This window comes from Xanthomonas arboricola pv. juglandis, from assembly GCF_905367715.1.
Taxonomy (GTDB): domain Bacteria; phylum Pseudomonadota; class Gammaproteobacteria; order Xanthomonadales; family Xanthomonadaceae; genus Xanthomonas; species Xanthomonas arboricola.
The window spans coordinates 1765687-1783560 of sequence record NZ_HG999362.1 but is presented as its reverse complement, the minus strand read 5'-3'; the positions used below and the strand labels follow the sequence as shown (position 1 = coordinate 1783560).

Annotated in this window: 18 protein-coding genes; 6 read left to right on the top strand and 12 right to left on the bottom strand. The window is 66.3% G+C overall.

Annotated elements, in window-relative coordinates; translation table 11 throughout:
* Window positions 1-69: 69 nt before the first annotated feature.
* From KHN93_RS07635 to KHN93_RS07605, 7 genes are all read right to left on the bottom strand, one after another.
* A complete protein-coding gene (locus KHN93_RS07635; RefSeq protein ID WP_047130779.1) occupies window positions 70-1500 on the bottom strand; it encodes a replicative DNA helicase in 1431 nt (476 codons plus the stop codon).
* A 222-nt stretch (window positions 1501-1722) separates the two neighbouring features.
* On the bottom strand, window positions 1723-2277 hold the full coding sequence (locus KHN93_RS07630) for an NADPH-dependent FMN reductase (RefSeq protein ID WP_212579358.1): 555 nt from the start codon (window positions 2275-2277) through the stop codon (window positions 1723-1725).
* Between the two features lie 76 nt (window positions 2278-2353).
* Window positions 2354-4294, bottom strand: a complete 1941-nt coding sequence (asnB, locus tag KHN93_RS07625; RefSeq protein ID WP_212579357.1) for an asparagine synthase (glutamine-hydrolyzing) — start codon at window positions 4292-4294, stop codon at window positions 2354-2356.
* 31 nt (window positions 4295-4325) lie between these two features.
* Window positions 4326-4970, bottom strand: a complete 645-nt coding sequence (locus tag KHN93_RS07620; RefSeq protein ID WP_212579356.1) for a glutathione S-transferase family protein — start codon at window positions 4968-4970, stop codon at window positions 4326-4328.
* A 124-nt stretch (window positions 4971-5094) separates the two neighbouring features.
* Entirely contained in the window at window positions 5095-7665 is a 2571-nt protein-coding gene (locus tag KHN93_RS07615; protein ID WP_212579617.1) for a DUF3857 domain-containing protein, read from the bottom strand.
* 58 nt (window positions 7666-7723) lie between these two features.
* On the bottom strand, window positions 7724-8887 hold the full coding sequence (locus KHN93_RS07610) for an acyl-CoA dehydrogenase family protein (protein WP_047124235.1): 1164 nt from the start codon (window positions 8885-8887) through the stop codon (window positions 7724-7726).
* 171 nt (window positions 8888-9058) lie between these two features.
* Window positions 9059-9850 (bottom strand): glycine zipper 2TM domain-containing protein, encoded by a 792-nt coding sequence (locus KHN93_RS07605; protein WP_006451921.1) that lies wholly within the window; start codon window positions 9848-9850, stop codon window positions 9059-9061.
* Between the two features lie 145 nt (window positions 9851-9995).
* Here KHN93_RS07605 and KHN93_RS07600 point away from each other — a divergent pair, with 145 nt between their 5' ends.
* Window positions 9996-10211, top strand: coding sequence for a DUF6116 family protein (locus tag KHN93_RS07600; protein ID WP_065050408.1), 216 nt, complete (start codon window positions 9996-9998; stop codon window positions 10209-10211).
* Window positions 10211-10978 carry a TatD family hydrolase gene (locus tag KHN93_RS07595; RefSeq protein WP_167704288.1) on the top strand — a complete coding sequence of 256 codons (768 nt, stop codon included), beginning with the start codon at window positions 10211-10213 and terminating at the stop codon, window positions 10976-10978. Before KHN93_RS07600 ends, KHN93_RS07595 begins: the two co-directional genes overlap by 1 nt.
* A gap of 40 nt (window positions 10979-11018) precedes the next feature.
* Here KHN93_RS07595 and KHN93_RS07590 read toward each other — a convergent pair whose 3' ends face one another.
* On the bottom strand, window positions 11019-11849 hold the full coding sequence (locus KHN93_RS07590; protein WP_047124233.1) for a tRNA threonylcarbamoyladenosine dehydratase: 831 nt from the start codon (window positions 11847-11849) through the stop codon (window positions 11019-11021).
* 74 nt (window positions 11850-11923) lie between these two features.
* On the opposite strand from KHN93_RS07590, the gene KHN93_RS07585 reads away from it, so the two are divergent.
* A complete protein-coding gene (locus tag KHN93_RS07585; RefSeq protein ID WP_212579354.1) occupies window positions 11924-12352 on the top strand; it encodes a hypothetical protein in 429 nt (142 codons plus the stop codon).
* Between the two features lie 167 nt (window positions 12353-12519).
* Window positions 12520-13002, top strand: coding sequence for a glycine zipper 2TM domain-containing protein (locus KHN93_RS07580; protein ID WP_212579353.1), 483 nt, complete (start codon window positions 12520-12522; stop codon window positions 13000-13002).
* A gap of 221 nt (window positions 13003-13223) precedes the next feature.
* On the opposite strand, the gene KHN93_RS07575 is transcribed toward KHN93_RS07580, so the two are convergent.
* Complete coding sequence (locus KHN93_RS07575; protein WP_003483561.1) at window positions 13224-13439, bottom strand: cold-shock protein; 216 nt, start codon at window positions 13437-13439, stop codon at window positions 13224-13226.
* 227 nt (window positions 13440-13666) lie between these two features.
* On the opposite strand from KHN93_RS07575, the gene KHN93_RS07570 reads away from it, so the two are divergent.
* Window positions 13667-14152, top strand: a complete 486-nt coding sequence (locus tag KHN93_RS07570; protein WP_016902705.1) for a DUF456 domain-containing protein — start codon at window positions 13667-13669, stop codon at window positions 14150-14152.
* Between the two features lie 207 nt (window positions 14153-14359).
* Window positions 14360-15493 (top strand): phospholipase A, encoded by a 1134-nt coding sequence (locus KHN93_RS07565; RefSeq protein ID WP_016902704.1) that lies wholly within the window; start codon window positions 14360-14362, stop codon window positions 15491-15493.
* Window positions 15494-15820: 327 nt separating this feature from the next.
* Here KHN93_RS07565 and KHN93_RS07560 read toward each other — a convergent pair whose 3' ends face one another.
* The 3 genes from KHN93_RS07560 to KHN93_RS07550 all read right to left on the bottom strand — a co-directional run bounded on the left by KHN93_RS07560 (window position 15821) and on the right by KHN93_RS07550 (window position 17721).
* Window positions 15821-16459: a carbonic anhydrase gene (locus tag KHN93_RS07560; protein ID WP_024938923.1), complete on the bottom strand. Its 639-nt coding sequence runs from the start codon at window positions 16457-16459 to the stop codon at window positions 15821-15823.
* A gap of 186 nt (window positions 16460-16645) precedes the next feature.
* Window positions 16646-17281 (bottom strand): glutathione S-transferase family protein, encoded by a 636-nt coding sequence (locus KHN93_RS07555; RefSeq protein WP_212579352.1) that lies wholly within the window; start codon window positions 17279-17281, stop codon window positions 16646-16648.
* Between the two features lie 14 nt (window positions 17282-17295).
* Window positions 17296-17721, bottom strand: coding sequence for a hypothetical protein (locus KHN93_RS07550; RefSeq protein ID WP_212579351.1), 426 nt, complete (start codon window positions 17719-17721; stop codon window positions 17296-17298).
* Between the last annotated feature and the right edge of the window lie 153 nt (window positions 17722-17874).

Genomic DNA, 17874 nt, shown 5'->3' with positions numbered 1-17874 from the left:
TAAGCCAGCAGATGCAAGGATGGCGCGATGCCGCAGCGACGGATTGCCGCCCGGCATCACGCAGGAGGTTTATTCGAAACTGCCCACCGAATCGTGGGCCAGATTGTCGAACCGGGTGTATTCGCCGAAGAACTTGAGCTTGCACGACCCGGTCGGTCCACCGCGGTGCTTGCCGATGATGATCTCGGCCAGGCCCTTGTCCGGCGAATTTTCCTTGTTGTAATAATCGTCGCGATAGATGAACACGATCATGTCCGCGTCCTGCTCGATCGCGCCGGATTCGCGCAAGTCGGCCATCACCGGGCGCTTGTCGGTCCGTGTTTCCAGTGAGCGGTTGAGCTGCGACAACGCAATCACCGGCACGTTGAGCTCCTTGGCCAGGCCCTTGAGCGAACGCGAGATTTCCGAAATTTCGGTCGCGCGGTTTTCGCTGTTGCCCGGCACCGACATCAGCTGCAGGTAGTCGATGACGATCAGGCCCAGGTCGTGCTCGCGCTTGAGTCGGCGGCACTTGGAGCGCAGCACTTCCGGCGACACGCCCGGCGTGTCGTCGATGAAGATCTTGGTTTCCTTCAGCATCTTGATCGCGCCGGTCACGCGCGCCCAGTCCTCGTCTTCCAGCGCGCCGGTACGCAGGCGTTGCGCATTGATGCGGCCATTGGACGAGATCAGGCGCATCGCCAGCTGCGATGCCGACATTTCCATCGAGAATACCGCCACGCCCTTCTTGGATTTGATCGCGGCATATTCGGCGATATTCAGCGCGAACGTGGTCTTGCCCATTGCCGGACGCGCGGCCAGGATGATCAGGTCGGTCGGCTGCAGACCGGAAGTCATCGCGTCGAAATCGTTGTAGCCGGTCGGCAGGCCGGTGATGTTGCCGCCGTTTTCGAAACGGCTGCGCAATTCCTCGAAGGCGTCCTTCAGCGCGCCCGGCATCGCCACGAAGTCGGTGCGCCCGCGCGCGCCGGCCTCGGCGATCTTGAACACCGCCTTTTCCGCCGACGACAGCAACTCCACGCTGTCGCGCCCCTCCGGCTGGAAGCCGTCGTTGACGATGGTGGTGCCCACTTCGATCAGCTGCCGCAACACCGCCTTGTCGCGCACGATCTCCGCATATGCGGCGATATTGGCTGCCGAAGGCGTGGTGCTGGCCAGCTCGATCAGGTAGGCGCCATCGCCGACCTGCTCCAGCTTGCCCTGCGATTCGAACCACTCGCCCAGGGTCACCGCATCGAAGGGGCGGTCCTTCTCGTTCAGTTCGCGAATCGCACGGTAGATCAGCCGGTGATCGCGGCGGTAAAAGTCGTTTTCGGTCAGCTGGTCATTGACCCGGTCGAACGCATCCGGCGCCAGCATCAACCCGCCGAGCACGGCCTGCTCGGCCTCGACCGAATGCGGCGGTACCCGCAACTGGTCAAGCCGCGGCTCGGGACGATCGTAATCGTCGTCGTCGCGATCGCGATTGCGCTTGGAACGGAAACCAGGACGAGCGGACATGGACAAACAGACCTGACGCGAGGGAGACGAGGGCAGGAAGCATAGTCATCGGCGGCGCCGACGACCATGCACAACTCTGTGGATAACTGGTGGACAGCCGGTGCATCACCGTTCTACGCGACCGCTGTCGCAACCGCCGAGACGCTTGCTGCGCCGGGGTTTGCACCGCGTCACCGGTGCCGGTTGGCGGCTGTCTCCAGGCCCAACGCCGCTGTGGTCAACTCAACGCTTGGACTGTTCGACCAGGCCCAGGAAGGCGTCGACGAAGCCCTGCAGGAACTTGCGGCTGTCGGCGTTGGCGACCTGGTCGTCGGCACCGAACAGGCCGTCCTTGTACTGCAGGAAGACTTCCGGTTGGCCAAGCACCCGCATGTCCAGATACGACAGCACATTGCGCAGGTGCTGCTGCGCGGTGGCGGTGCCGATCGCCCCGACCGAGATGCCGACCACGGCAGCCGGCTTGCCCGCAAACGCGCTGTCACCGTAGGGGCGCGAGCCGGTATCGAGGGCGTTCTTGAGCACGCCGGGAATCGAGCGGTTGTACTCCGGGGTGACGAACAGCACCGCGTCAGCCGACCGGATCTGTTGCTTCAGCCGCGTGCCCTCTGCCGGGTAATCGCCATCCTGGTCCTGGTTGTACAGCGGGATGTCGCCGATCTCCACATACTCGAACACGGCCTTGTCGCCGGCCAGATGCTCCAGCGCATGCGCCAGTTGGCGGTTGTAGGACGCGGCACGCAGGCTGCCGACCAGCACGGCGATGGTGATCTTGCTCATGGGGAACGCTCCATTGGGGGAATCAGCGCCCGACTCTAGTGAGCCTGGCGCTCATACCCGGTGAAGCGCGGTTGCCTCAGCGGCCGATCGCGGCGCGTTGGGTGCGCCAATGCACCTGCCAGGCCTGGAACATCAGCACCGTCCACAGGTGCGTATGCCATTTACGCTCGCCGCCGTTGAAGTCCCGCCACAGCCCGGCCACGGTGTCGGCGGCGAACACGCCGTCGCGCTCGAGCGTGGCGTGCGCCAGTAGATCGTCGGCCCAGCCGTGCAGGTCGCCACGCAGCCAGGCACTGACCGGCGCGCCGAAGCCGCGCTTGCCGCGGTAGACCATCGGGTCGGGCAGATAGCGGCACAGCACGCGCTTGAGCAGATATTTGCTGACCCCGTCGCGGTACTTCAGCGACAGCGGCAGCGACCAGGCGAACTCGGCCACCCGCCAGTCCAGCAGCGGTGCGCGCGCTTCCAGCCCCACCGCCATCGTGGTGCGGTCCACCTTGCACAGCAGATCGTCGGGCAGATAGGCGGCAAAGTCGGCCAGCATCATCGCGTCGGCCGGCGTGCCGGAACCGTGCAGTGGGTCGGCCAGGCTGTAGAAACTGTCTGGCTCGGTGGCGCCCAGCACCACCGCGGCCGGATCGCGCCAGCGCGAGATGCGGTTGCGGTAGATGTCGCCGATGCCGCGTGCGCCGGCCTCGGCCACCAGCGCGGCCAGGCCGCCGGTGCGCGAGGACTCGCCGTTGCGGCGTGCCGCCAGCGCCATCAAGCGCCGCAGCGGCCCCGGCACCAGCCCGTGCATGCGCCAGTTGCGCAGCGCACGCTGGTACCGGCCGTAGCCGAAGAACAACTCGTCGCCACCATCGCCGGACAGCGCCACCGTCACCCCGCCGCGCGCCAGCCGTGCGACCAGCGCGGTCGGCACCTGCGAGGCATCGGCGAAGGGCTCGTCGAACATGTCCGGCAGGGTCGGCACCACCGCCAGCGCGTCGGCGCCGCTGACATACAGCTCGGTGTGGTCGGTGTGCAGATGCGTAGCCACTTCGCGCGCCAGCGGCGCTTCGTCGTGATGCGAACCTTCGAAGCCGATGCTGAAGGTATGCACCGGCTGGCTGCTCTGCGCCTGCATCATCGCGGTGACGATCGACGAATCGGTGCCGCCGGACAGGAACACGCCCACCGGCACGTCGGCCACCATGCGCAGCGCCACCGCATCGCGCAGCACGGCGTCGAGCTGCTCCTCGGCCTGTGCATCGCTACCGGTGAACGGCGCCGCCAGCGCGCGCTGCATCGCCTCGCGCGCGTTCCAGAACGGCTGCTGCGCCTGGTCCGGCCGATGCGCCGCCGCGCCGGCCGCCACCATCTGCGCATCCAGCCGCAGCACCCGCCCGGGCATCAACTTGAAGGTGCGCTCGTGGATGCAGGCCGGCGCCGGGATGTAGCCCAACCGCAGCAGCAAGGTCAGCGCATTGCGATCGACCCCGTTATCGAAGTCCGGGTGCTGCCACAGCGCCTTGAGTTCGGAGCCGAACACCAGGGTGTCGCCGGCCCAGCCGTAGTACAGCGGCTTCTTGCCGACGCGGTCGCGGGCCAGATACAGGCAGTTGTCGCGCTCGTCCCACAATGCCAGCGCGAACATGCCATTGCAGCGGGTCAGGGTGTCGTCCAGCCCCCACTCCACCACCGCCGCCAACAGCACTTCGGTATCGGAATGACCACGGAAGCGGTGCCCGAGTGCGGACAGCGCCGCGCGCAGCTGCGCGAAGTTGTAGATCTCACCGTTATAGGCCAGCACATAACGGCCATCGGCCGAGCGCATCGGCTGATGGCCCAGCGGCGACAGATCCAGGATGCTCAAGCGTTGATGCGCCAGCGCCACGCCGGCCTGCGCATCGCACCAGGTGCCGGCATCGTCGGGGCCGCGATGACGCAAGGCGGCGCCCATCGGCCGCACCAGCGCATCGAGTTGTTCGCCATGCATGCGTGGCGAGGCCAGCAGCAGTCCAGCCAATCCGCACATCGTCAGTGCTCCTGCCGGCAGCGCATGCCGCTCATGCCGTCACCGTGCCGGGTGCAGGCGCCGGCATTGCAATAAAACCGGGCACTGCCTGCACGCGCTGCAGCCAGGCACCGATCGCCGGCCAGCGCTCCAGATCGAAGCCGCCGTCCTCGGCGCAATGGGTGTAGGCAAACAGCGCGATATCGGCGATGCCGTAATCGTTGCCGGTAAACCAGCGGTGCTGCTGCAGGTGCTGCTCCATCACGGCCAGCGCCTGCTCGCCGCGGGCGCGCAGCTGCGGCAGTTCGGCGCGGCGCACGGCATCGCGCGGCGTCCATAGGCTGATGAACCGCGCCACCGCCACATATGGCTCATGGCTGTATTGCTCGAAGAACATCCAGCTCAAGGCCTGCGCGCGCTGCCACGCGTCGGTGGGCAGATACGGCGTGCCTTCGGCCAGCCAGAACAGGATTGCGTTGGATTCGGTCAGCACGCGGCCGTCGTCGCGCTCCACCATCGGCACCTTGCCGTTGGGATTCTTGGCCAGATACGCGGGCGTGCGGGTTTCACCTGCGGCGCTGTCGACCTCGACCCAGTGATAGCGGCTGCCCAATTGCTCCAGCAGCAGGCGCACCTTGTAGCAGTTGCCGGAACTGGACATGCCATGGACGGTCAACGGGGGACGCACGGTCGACATCAAGCTGGCTCCGCGGCAGCAACGAGGGGCTGGCAGTGTCACAGCCCCGGGGGTCTTTGCAAAGCCCTGCACCGATTCTGCTGCAAGGCGTGGCCGCGGTTGCCTGCGCTGCCGGCAGCGCGGCTCAGCGCATCACCACCAGCGCCACCGGCACACCCAGCACGGCGACCAGCATGCCCAGCACCGACAACGTCAACGCCAGCGCACCGAAGGCCCGCGCCCGTGCGCAGCCGGTCGCACCGGCAACCGCCTGGACCGCGGCGATCGACCACCACAGCCCGCCTAGCAGCAGCATCAGCACCGCCATGGCCACCTGCGCCAGCCCGGCCGGATCGTGCACACCGGTCCGGAACAGGACGATATCGCCGCCAACCGCGGCCAGTGCCGCCAGCAGGCAGACCAGCCAGGGCAAGGCACTGCCCAGCAGCGCCGGCAGCAACACCGCAAACTCCGCAGTGCCGCCCATCCAGCGCAGCATCCATTGCAGCGACACGCAGCCCACCAGCGCAATGGCCAGCATGATCGCCACGGCGATGGCGTGCACCCACAACGGCTGCGGAGACACCCACATCCAGCTCGAGAGCACCAGGATCAGGCCGAACACGCACCACGCGCTCCAGCGCGCGCCGGCCTGCATGTGCAGGCGCTGCGCAACGGTGTGCGGATCGAACAGCATCCCGCCCAAGCCACCGCCGCGCCACCAGGCCAGGCATGCCAGCACCAACACGATCAGCGCCAGCAGCGCGGCCAGCGGATAGACGAAGACGTGCATCTCCAGCGGCTGTCTGCGCGGGTGTGGCTTGAGGTCGTGATTGAAGTACAGCAGGTCGCGGGCACGCTCCATGTCGGCGGCTGCACGCTTCACGCCGCTGGCGGGAATGCGGTCGGACAGGCGCTGCCACTCGCCGACGATGACGATGCGTCCTTCGTGCGTGGAGACCGTGCGCGAGAACCGGAACCACGGGTTGGCGACCACCTGCGTATCGGCTTCCACCCGCACCGCCGGGTCGACCCGCACCCGCACGGTCTGCCGCGCCAGCCGCGGGCCGCCCAGCGCCAGCGGGCTCTTGCGCGCCGTGGTGGGCAGGGCGTCCATCCATTCGCCGAGCTGGAACAGCGGAAAGCCCAGCGCGTCGCCCTCGTCGGTCGGCCACTCCAGACGGTAGGCCTCGTGCGTGCGCACGTTCAACACATCGGCCGCGTCGATGGTCGGCACGCCGACCTGCGTCAGCGCGGTGTAGTACTGCTGCATGAATTCCAGGTAGTGCTCGCCGACTGCCTGCGCACCGTTGTCGTCGAAGCTGGTCGCCACGCGCTCGCCACGTCCCTGGCGATACGTCGTGTCCACGGTGAAGGTCGCCACACGCTGCGGCTTGCGCAGCGAGATCACGATCTCCTCGTCCACCTCGACCTGCGGCAGCGTCGGCATCGGCGATGGCACCGCCACCAGGTCGCGCTGCCCGGCCACGACCGGCAGGCCGCGCACGAACGGCAACGGCCGGCGTTGCGCCAGCGGGCCCTCTTCGCGGTCGCGCGTGGCATCCACCCATACCTCGCCCTGCGGCAGGTGCGCGCGCACCACCACATGGTCGAACGCGTAGGGACTGGGCAAGCGCAGATCCAGCCCGTGGCCCTTGTCGCTGCTCACCAGCACCGGCTCGGCGCGGATGCCGGCTAGTTGCAGCAGCGCGATCAACAGCGTCGCCTTGTCCTTGCAGTCGCCGTAGCGATTGCGCAGCGTCACTTCCGGCGTATGCGGCGCGTGCGAGTTCTCGCCCATGTCCAGGCCGACGTAGCGGATCTCGCCCTGCACGAAGGCCACTGCACGCAGCAGTGCACCCTGCGGGTCGTCGCGGCGCAGCTGCAGGTTCTGCACCATCCCGTCGGCAACGCGCGCGTCCTTGAACGCGTGCGGATACAGCTGCGCTGCCCATGCCGCCACTGCCGCCCAGTTGCCGGCAGTGGAGACTTCGATCCGGCCATACGGATCGACATCCTCCGGGGTGTCCTTTTCTTCCTGCACGGCGGGCAGGTCGCGTGCGGCGATGTCCAGTGTCGCCACATCGCCGGTGCGGCTGACGTCGCGGCTGAAACCGGGCGCAGTCACCCGCCACTGCAATCCCATGCCGGCCGGATGCCGCACGCGCACCCGGCGCTCGCCCAGCGGTACGCCGTAGCGCGCATCGAATACGTCGTAATAGCCCTTGCCGAACACCGGATTGCTGCCGGTGATGGTCACGCCGTAATCGACCCGGTCGCCCACGCGCAGGTCCGGCAAGGTGATCGACAGCGTCAGCGCGCCATCGATCAAACCGTCTTCCAGTCCGCTTTCGCGGCGCAACCGGGCATAGTGCGCCTGCTTGCGCATGTCGATGCGCTTGCCGTCGCGCCAGACCTCCAGGCTGTTGAGCGCCAGCTGCTGGTACTGCGGCTGGTAATCGATGGAGATCTGTCCGGCTTCGTCCAGACTTTTCGCACGCTGCACGGTGTAACTGAGGCGGCGATACGCCTGCGGCGCCGCGCCAGTCAGATCGACCTGGTCGGACACCAGTTCATAGCGCAGCCCGCTGGCACCGGGCACCTTGTCGGGCACCGCATCGGCAATGACCCAGGCCGGTGGCGGCGCCATGCGCGGCGCCTCGCTGGCCTGTGCCGGTGCGATCACGCTCGCCACCACCGCCAGCACGCAACTCATCCAGAACACGCCACGCAGACGTCGCTTCCCATCCCTGTCGATCAACACCCACTCCTCGTCAAAACGCATTGAGTCCCGTCAGCGCACGCCCGACCACCAACTGATGCACGGTCTCGGTACCCTCGTAGGTGATCACCGATTCCAGGTTCAGCGCATGCCGGATCGCCACATGTTCGGTGGTGATGCCGGCCGCGCCCAGCAGATCGCGGCACTCGCGCGCCACATCCAGGGCCATGCGGCAATTATTCCACTTTGCCAGCGAGATCTGTTCCGGCCGCAGCTGGCCGGCCTGCTTCAGCCGCCCGAGCTGCAGCGCCAGCAGCTGCGCGGTGGAAATCCGCCGCGCCATGTCGGCCAGCTTGATCTGCGCGCTCTGCGTGGCCGCCAGCGGCCGGCCGAACAGGATGCGCTGCCCGCTGTAGGCCAGCGCCTCGCGCAGACAGGCCACCGCCGCGCCGATCGCGCCCCAGGCGATGCCATAGCGCGCCTGATTGAGGCACCCCAGCGGCGCCTTCAGACCGGCCGCGTTCGGCAGGCGCATCTGCTCCGGCACGTAGACGTTGTCCAGGAACAAGCCCGAGGTCACCGACGCGCGCAGGCTCATCTTGTGCGCGATGTCCTGCGCACTGAAGCCGGCGCTGCCGGTCTCGACCAGAAAGCCGCACACGCCGTCATCGGTATGCGCCCAGATGATCGCCAGGCCGGCAATGCTGCCGTTGGTGATCCACATCTTGGCCCCGTTCAAGCGCCAGCCGTCGCCCTGCCGCACCGCACGCGTGGTCATCGCGGCCGGATCCGAGCCGCCCTGCGCTTCGCTCAGCCCGAAACAGCCGATCAGACGGCCGGCGGCCATCTCCGGTAACCAGCGCTGGCGCTGCTCGTCGCTGCCGTAGGCATGGATCGGGTACATGCACAGCGAGGACTGCACGCTGACGAAGCTGCGCAGGCCGCTGTCGCCGCGCTCCAGTTCCTGGCAGATCAATCCGTACGCCACCGCGCCCAGGCCCGCGCCGCCATCGCGGACCGGCAGGCTGGCGCCCAGCAGGCCGAGCTCGGCCAGTTCCGGTACCCATTCGCGCGGAAAGCGCCCTGCGTCGAAGGCATCGCCAATCGCCGGCAGCACCCGCGTATCGGTGAAGCGCGCCACCGCATCCTGCACTGCCCGCTCTTCGTCGGTCAGCAGCGCACGTACATCGAACAGATCATCGGGACGCACTGGCATGTCGGCTTCCGCTGCAGGAGAAGTGGCGATTATCAGCCAGTTGCCGGCCGAACATGGCGGCGACCTGTTCAGCGCACGGACGTCGTCACCAGTGCCTGGAAACGAAAAGAGCCGGCAATGCCGGCTCCTTTCTTGCCAACCAGCGATCCTGCGCGGATCGCTGCCAGCGGTTTACTGACGCGTGCTGCCCGCATCCACACGAACGCCCCTGTCACCGGCGGTCGAAGCGGTCTGGGTCACCAGCTGACCGTCGACCACCGGCAGGCGATCGCTGGCCGGCTTGTCGTTCATGCGCACGGTCTTCTCGAAACCGTCGTAGCGGTAGGTCACGTCGTAGGCCACCACGTTGTCCGCATCGCCCAGCGAGATGCGCTCGCCCGGCTTGCTGTCCATGCGCATGGTGCCGGTGGTGCCGTCGGCATTGCGGTAGGTCACGTCGTAGCCGACCACGCGCGAGGACTGCGAATTGGCATTTTCGGTATGGCACTGGCGCTCGGTGCGATCCACCACGCGGCCGCCGACATGGTTGCGGTCAACGCGATTACCGACCATGCCGCCACCGACCGCACCGGCCACCGTGGCCAGCTTGCGGCCGTTGCCGCCGCCGACCTGGTTGCCGAGCAGACCGCCGATCACCGCACCGGCGACGGTGCCGCCGACATTGCCATCGCGCTCGGGCAGACGTTCCTGCACCACCACGTCGCGGCAGACTTCGCGCGGCGAGGAGCTGGTGGTGGTTTCGCGGATGGCCGCGCTGTTGACGACCTGCGCGTACTGCGGCTCGCGCTCGGTGATCGGGGCGACCTTGACCACGTCGGCATATTCCAGACCACGCGGTGCCGGCTCGCCGTTGGCGACGAAATCGCCGGACGACGGGCGATTATTCATGAAGGCGGCCGTAGCCACGCCTCCAACCAGCAACGCACCAGCAGCGACCAGTATAGTTGTCGTATTGCTCTTCATGATCCAGCTCCGTGCGGACACGCCGCGTTGTTGACGGCGTGATTCCAGCACGCGAACCCTGAACAAAAACGCCCTCGCTCATGAACGCCGCAGTTAAGTTCAGCTAGCGGTTATTTCATGCACTGCTAACAGCCGGAGCATCCGCATGCGCAATCCCGTTACCTCGCGCGCCCTGGACTGGGCCAGCAAGCTGCGCTACCCCACCTTGTTCAAGCTGGCGGCGGCGCTGTTTCTGGTCGACCTGGTGCTCCCGGACCCGATCCCGTTCCTGGACGAGCTGCTATTCGGCCTGACCACGCTGCTGCTGGCCAACTGGAAGACCCGCAAGGCACCGCTGCCCGCGCCGGTGCGTCACGATTGATGCAGCTGGTCGATAGCCACTGCCATCTGGATGCCGGCGAGTTCGACCACGACCGCGCCGCGGTGATCGCGCGCGCGCAGGCGGCCGGTGTCGTGCAGCAGGTGATCCCGGCGATCACCGCCGCCAGCTGGCCGGCGCTGCGCTCCGTCTGCACCCAGGCCCCCGGGTTGCATCCCGCCTACGGGCTGCACCCGATCTTTCTCGATCAGCACCGTCCCGAACACCTGGAGCTGCTGGCCGAGTGGATCGAGCGCGAGCGGCCCTGCGCCATTGGCGAGTGCGGGCTGGACTTCTATCTGGACGGGCTGGACGCGCAGATGCAGCGCGATTATTTCGACGGGCAACTGCAGCTGGCCAAGCGCTTCGAGCTGCCGCTGATCGTGCATGCGCGGCGCGCCACCGAAGAGGTCATCGCCCGCATCAAGGCCGTGGGCGGCCTGCGTGGTGTGGTGCACAGCTTTGCCGGCAGCCCCGAACAGGCGCAGCAATTGTGGAAGCTGGATTTCATGATCGGCCTGGGCGGCCCGGTGACCTACCCGCGTGCCAATCGCCTGCGCGGCCTGGCTGCAACGATGCCGCTGGAGTGGCTGCTGCTGGAAACCGATGCGCCGGATCAGCCCGACGCCAGCATCCGCGGCCAACGCAACGAGCCGGCCTACCTGCGCACGGTGCTGGACTGCATCGCACAGCTACGCGGCGAGGCGGCCGAGCACATCGCCGCGCAGACCAGCGCCAACGCGCGGCGGTTGTTCGGGTTGCCGGGCTGAGCGCACTGCCCGTTGCCGCACGAAGCGGCAACACGCGCACTCACCCCGCCGAGGCAGCCTCGGCAACAGGCTTGGCAGCAGCCACCTTCGGCTTGAGCAACATCTCCAGCGCCTTGCCCACCGCGACAAACGCAAAGGTGCCGGTGATATGCGTGGCTGCGCCCAGCCCTGCCCCGCAATCCAGCTTGAGCGTGGCGTCGGCATCCAGCTGCGGACGGATGCCGCAGACGCTGCCATCGGCCTGCGGGTATTTGACGTTCTCCAGCGAGTACACCGCCGGCACACCGAAATAGCGCTGCGGATTCTTGGGGAAGTTGAATTCGCTGCGCAGCTTCTTGCGGATCAGCGCCAGCATCGCGTCGTGTTCGGTGCGCGAGACATCGCGTACCCGCACCAGGGTGGGATCGGTGCGCCCGCCAGCGGCGCCCACCGTCAGCAAGGGCAACTTGCGTCGGCGACACCAGGCGATGGTTTCCACCTTCACCCGGAAGCTGTCGCAGGCATCGATCACCAGATCGAACGCATCGCCGAGCAGCTGTTCGATATTGCCGGCGGTGAGGAACGACTCCACCGCATCGGCTTCGATTTCCGGGTTGATCGCCACGCAGCGCTCGGCCATCGCGCGCGCCTTGTTGCGTCCGTACTGCCCGGCCAGCGCCGGCAGTTGCCGGTTGGTGTTGGACACGCACAGGTCGTCGGCATCGATCAGGCGGATATGGCCGACGCCGGTACGCGCCAGCGCCTCGACCACCCACGAGCCCACGCCGCCCATCCCCACCACCGCCACGCGGCAGGCAGCCAGCCGCTCCACCGTGCCGACTCCGTACAGCCGGTCGATACCGGCAAAGCGTTCACGCCATTGTGCTTTCATCGGCCTATTTTACGCGCGCCGCTCAGCCCGCGCCCATCGACATGCTGATGTCCGCGTCCACCGGAGTTCCGTCCATGCCCGCCTCGCCCACCGAACAATCGCGCGCGTCCCGCTATGCCTTCCTGCTGGTGCTGGGCATCCTGATCGGGCTGGTGTGCACGGTGATGGTGGCGCGCGTGCTGCAGGCCAGACGCAACCCGGTGCCGGACAGCCTGATGCAGGTGATGGCTTACCAGCTGCGCGCCCTGCAACCCGATACCGATGGTGGCTGCAACTCCACACGCCAGCGAGCGCGACTGCAATCGTTGCGCCTGCTTGCCGACGAACTGGAGCCGGCCTTTCCAGACATCGGCGAGGACCGCCGCTTCGGCGAGCATGCCAGCGCCCTGCGCACTGTCCTGGACCAGGCACGGCGCACGCCCCCAGCCGATTGCGCCGCGCTTGCCGCACTCAGGCCACAGATCAATGACGCCTGCGAGGCCTGTCATCGCGACTTCCGCTGACCCGCCATCGCACCTCCGCATCGACGCGCAAGGCAGCGGTAGTGAACAACACGCTCGGGTTTCGTTAAGCCTGGAGTGATCCAGTTGGCAGACCGTTCACCCTGACCAACACAGGATGACGTCGCCGCGGCCCTGACCGCTTTTTCGAACCACCCCGGAGAGACCTCATGAAGACCCGACTGCTCGTCATTGGCCTGGCTGCAACCGCAACGCTGGTTGGCTGCGCCACCTCCCAGCCCCAGTACGGCAGCTACCGCGGCGACCGCGGCTACGATCAGGGCTATTCGCAGCCGCAGGCACGCTGTGTGGATTGCGGCATCGTGACCCGCATCGATGAAGTCGGCCCGACCCGCAGCGCTCCTACCGGCACCGGTGCGGTGCTCGGCGGCATCGTCGGCGCGGTGGCCGGTCGCCAGATCTCCAAGGAGACCGGTGGCAGCAAGGGCAACAAGAACGTCTCGGCCGTGGCCGGTGCCGCCGCCGGCGCGCTGGCGGGCAATGCGATCCAGAACAACGTCACCAGCGACAGCTTCGATGTGCAGGTGCGCATGGACGACGGCCGCGTGATCGTGGTGAACCAGCGCGACCTGGCTGGCGTGCGCGAAAACGCCTATGTGCGCGTGATCAACGGCAAGGTCGTGCTGCGCTGATCGGCGCGCTTACCAGTAGCGGCCAGGAAAACCACTGCGCTCACCGTCAGGCCGGCGCAGTCGGCGCCCGGAATCGACATGCATCCACGTGTGCTTCGATCTCTTCGTGCCCGCCTGACCACTGCTCGCTACGTTCGATTCGCCAGTGTTGGCGAATGACAGAAAGGCCCGGCGACGGGCCTTTCTGCTGTCTGCGCGATGGCCGCGGTGTTGCGCCGCGCTCAGACCACCTGCACCGCATCGGCCTGCAGGCCCTTCTGTCCCTGCACGACGGTGAAGCTGACCTTCTGGCCTTCCTTGAGGCTCTTGAAGCCCTGGATCTGGATCGCACGGAAATGGACGAAGACGTCCTCGCCGTTTTCGCGACTGATGAAGCCAAAGCCCTTGGCATCGTTGAACCACTTCACGACACCATTCTCGCGTTCGATATTGGACATCTCGACTGACTCCCTACGACACTGTGATGGACTGACGGTGGTGGCTGTGATTGCAAGGAGGAAGCGAGGTACAAGGATGTAGCGGATCGAACGATCTACCGCATCAGGCCACGATTCACGGTGACCGTTGCAAACAGCAGCGCTGGCAACTTAACCCGCGCCAAACGAATTTTCAAGCAGCCCTTGCGCAATTTTGTCAAGCCTGAAACAGGACATTTTTAAACATCATGGATACCACCGTCGTCTACTACATCCTGGCTGGCGTGCTGGTCCTGATCGGCCTTGCCGGAGTCGTCCTGCCGGCGCTGCCAGGCCTGCCACTGGTGTTCGCGGGGCTGCTGGTGGCCGCCTGGGCCGATGGCTTTGCCCACGTCGGCTGGGTGGCGCTGGTGATTCTGGGCCTGATGACGGCGTTGTCGTTTGCGATCGACTTCCTTGCCACTGTGTACGGCGCCCAGCGGGTCGGCGCCAGCAAGGCGGCACTGTGGGGCTCGGTGATCGGCTCGGTCGTCGGCATCTTCTTCATGCCGATCGGCTTGTTCGTCGGGCCGTTCGCCGGCGCGTGGCTCGGCGAATACTGGCAGACCCGCAAATCCGACCAGGCCACCAAGGTCGGCTTCGGCACCTGGCTGGGCATCGTGTTCGGCACCGCCACCAAGCTGGCACTGGGCCTGTGCATGCTGGGCGTGTTCGCCATCGCCTGGTTTTTCTAGCGGATTTCCAGCGCTCAACGAGGCTGATTGGGTCGGTTGATCGCCTGGACGACGATAACCCCAGCCGCCCACACGGTCGCGGACAGCTGTCGACTGCAGGTACCGCCCGGATGTTATGCCACCGTGTACACACCGCGTATGCAGGCGCGACCGTTAAGCTTCGCATCTGACGCGCCTGCCTGGCGCCTTTATTCGGCCAGACTGCCCATGTCCAAGCACCGCACCCGTCCCTTGATGCTGATTGCCCTGGCGGCCGCGCCGCTGGCGCACGCACAGGAAATCGCCCCTACCCCCGCCTCGCCGCAGGCCTGCACTTCCGTCACCTCGGATGCGGCACGGCTGGCCTGCTACGACCAGGCGCTGGGCTATACCCCGCAGCTGACCGCCGAGGCCGATGCCGCCGCGCAGATCGCCAAGCAGAAAGAGTCCAAGCCGCAGGACGAACGTGCCATCAGCCGCGTCGGCGACTTCTTCCGTGCCGATGGCCAGGATCAGCCCAAGGCCGAGGCGGTCGCCAATGCCGGCCGCGGCTCCTTGCTGGACCGCCGTTGGGAGCTGGCCAAGGACTCCAAGCTGGGCACCTTCCAGTTGCGCGGCTACAAGCCGGTGTATCTGCTGCCGGCATTCTGGACCAGCGACTCCAACCGCACCCCGCAGTCGCCGAACCCGGCCAACTCGGTGTCCACCCCGCAGCAACTGGACAGCACCGAACTGAAGTTCCAGCTCAGCTTCAAGACCAAGGTGGTCGAGGATCTGTTCGGCGACAACGGCGACATCTGGATGGGCTACACCCAGAGCTCGCGCTGGCAGGCCTACAACACCGATGCCTCGCGCCCGTTCCGCGAAACCAATTACGAGCCGGAAGCGATGCTGGTGTTCCGCAACAACTACAGCCTGTTTGGCTGGAAGGGCCGCATGAGCGGCATCAGCATCAACCACATGTCCAACGGACGCGAAGATCCGCTGTCGCGCTCCTGGAACCGGGTCATCCTCAACATCGGGCTGGATCGCGAGAACTGGGCACTGACGCTGCGCCCGTGGTTCCGCATCAAGGAAGACCGCGCCGACGACAATAATCCCGATATCGAGGATTACATGGGCCGTGGCGACGCCACCCTGGTCTACAACAAGGACGGGCACGAAGTGGCATTGATCGCGCGGCATTCGCTGCGCGGCGGCGACCGCTCGCATGGCTCGGTGCAGCTGGATTACGGCTTCCCGATCACCAACCTGCTGCGTGGTCACGTGCAGGTGTTCGACGGCTACGGCGAAAGCCTGATCGACTACAACCACAAGGCCACCTACATCGGCCTGGGCGTGTCGTTGCTGGAGTGGTTCTAAGCACAACGCACCGCTGCGTTGAGCAAGGTCGAAAAATATTGAAAGCCGGCATGCGCGCATGCCGGCTTTTTTACTTGTGGACTTGCAGCTTGGAGCGGCAAAACGTAGCAAGCAGCCGTCAGCTGGGCGCGCAGGAATCGTAGTGCATGCGTGGCATGCAGGTTCCGGACACGGCTCACGCCTGCCTGGCGGTAAGCGCAGCAGTTTGATAGTCGCTCCAAGTTCTGCAGCGCTGACAGCTAGGCTGCTCCGCACCCTCCGCTCATATAAAAAAGACAGCGCAGGAGATCATCCTGCGCTGTCTTCATGAAACGGCTTTGGCAGCGATCAGACGTCGAAGAAATCAACCTTGCCGTCTTTCAAGGTGTAGTACGCACCGACCACGCGGACATTGCCTGCGCGCAGCGGTTCGAGCAGCGCCGGCTCGGACGCGCCACGCAGGCGGTCGACGGTGCGCTTGACGTTGGCCTTGACCGAGGCCGCCAACAGGTCGTCGCCGCCCTTGCTCTTGGCGGTCAGCACGGCCGGGACGATGGGTTCGATCATCGCGCCGATCGCGCCCGGGAAGAATGCGTTCTTCTCCACCACCGACACCGCCGCGGCGACCGCGCCACAGCTCTCGTGGCCCATCACCACCACCAGCGGCACGCCGAGCTGGCTGACCGCGTATTCGATCGAGCCCAGTGCCGTGGTGTCGACGGTATTGCCGGCATTGCGGACGATAAACATCTCGCCCAGGCCGCGGCCGAACAGCAGTTCCGGCGGCACGCGCGAATCCGAGCACGACACCAGAATCACGAACGGGGTCTGCCCCAGCGCCAGTTCCAGACGGCGCTTGCTGTCGGAAATGACCTTCTTGGGGCGGTTTTCCACGAAGGCGGCATTGCCGTCACGCAGCACCTGCAATGCCTGCTCGGCATTGAGATCGGTCTTCTTCGACGGCGCCGCGCCGACGGCGAACGGCAGTGACGCGGCGGCGGCCGCGATCGGCGCACAACAGGCACATTGCAGCAGTTTTCGACGGGATGCGGAATGCGACATGGACGAGTCCCTGCTCTCTGGTTGTCTGGCGATCGTACACCGCGCCAGGCGCGTCACCACGGCGCGACTGGAGCTTGTGTCGACACGATTTCGCGGCCCGCGCCCTTCGGTTCAGGTCCAGTCCGTCAGACCTTCGCGGCGATAGGTTTCCTGAAATGCCGGGCGGGCTTTCATTCGCTGCGCATGCGCCTGCAAGGCCGGCCAGGTGTCGCTGGGCCGGGGCATGTTGCGCGACCAACGCATCATCATGGTCAGCATGAAATCGGCCGCCGACAGGGTCTGCCCGAGCAGATACGGGCCATTGGCCTGCAGGTGTGCATCGACCCGCGCCCAGGCCGCCTCCAGTCTGGCGCGTGCCTGGGATTGCGCGGCATCCCCGTGCGCGGCGCCGGCCGGCTCGTCCGGATAGAACCAGGCCCGGTACGCCGGCTGCAAGGTGTTGGCGCAGAAGAACATCCACTGGTAGTACGCCGCGCGCTCGGGGGTCCCGACTGGGGGTGCCAGCCCGGCCTGCGGATGCAGGTCAGCCAGATGCAGCACGATCGCGGCCGCCTCGGTCAGCACGTGTCCGTCGAGCACCAGTGTCGGCACCACGCCGGCCGGGTTGAGCGCCAGATACTGCGGCGATTTCTGCTCGCGCCGGTCGAAGTCCAGCGGATGCAGCACGTGCGGCACCTCCAGTTCGATCAACAACCAATGCACAACCAGTGCGGCAGTGCTGGGGGCGTGGTACAGCGTGGTGGTCATGCAAACTCCTTCGTTTAGTTGGTACAGGAACGCAAGCAGGCGAGCTTGCGGGGTTCACAGCGATTGACATCGCTCTGCTGCGTGCAATCGAACACCTGAGCCATGCAATTGGCCCGCTGCGCCGGATTTTGGATTGAATCGCAGCTCTTTCCGCGTGGTGCAACCGCCATGCGGCAGCTGCTTTCGCTGGGCCGGTCGGCGGCGCACTGCGCGTCGCGGCGGTTGCACTGCGCGATGCAGCGCTCCATCGCCGAGGGGCCGTTGAAGCGCGTTGCGGTGTCGCTGGGCTTGAGCGGCTTTTTCTCGGCAAACGGTACTGGCGCGGTGGGTTGCGGCGCATAGTTGCCGGACGGAAACAGCACGGTGGGCTGGGTCTTTTGTTGCGCTGCCAGAGGCAGGCTGGCGCACACCAGGAAGGCGAGGCAGACGAGACGGAGCATTCCTGTTCTCCTGAGGGTGCCGGCATGTACGCCCCGAGCATAGCCAGTTCCTGTTGGGCCGTCCCGCCACCCTACGTGGGACACGCATGCAGGCGTTTTTTCCAGCACATAGGCAACGCGTGCGAACAGCAGGCACGCGCAGCGCCCAAACTG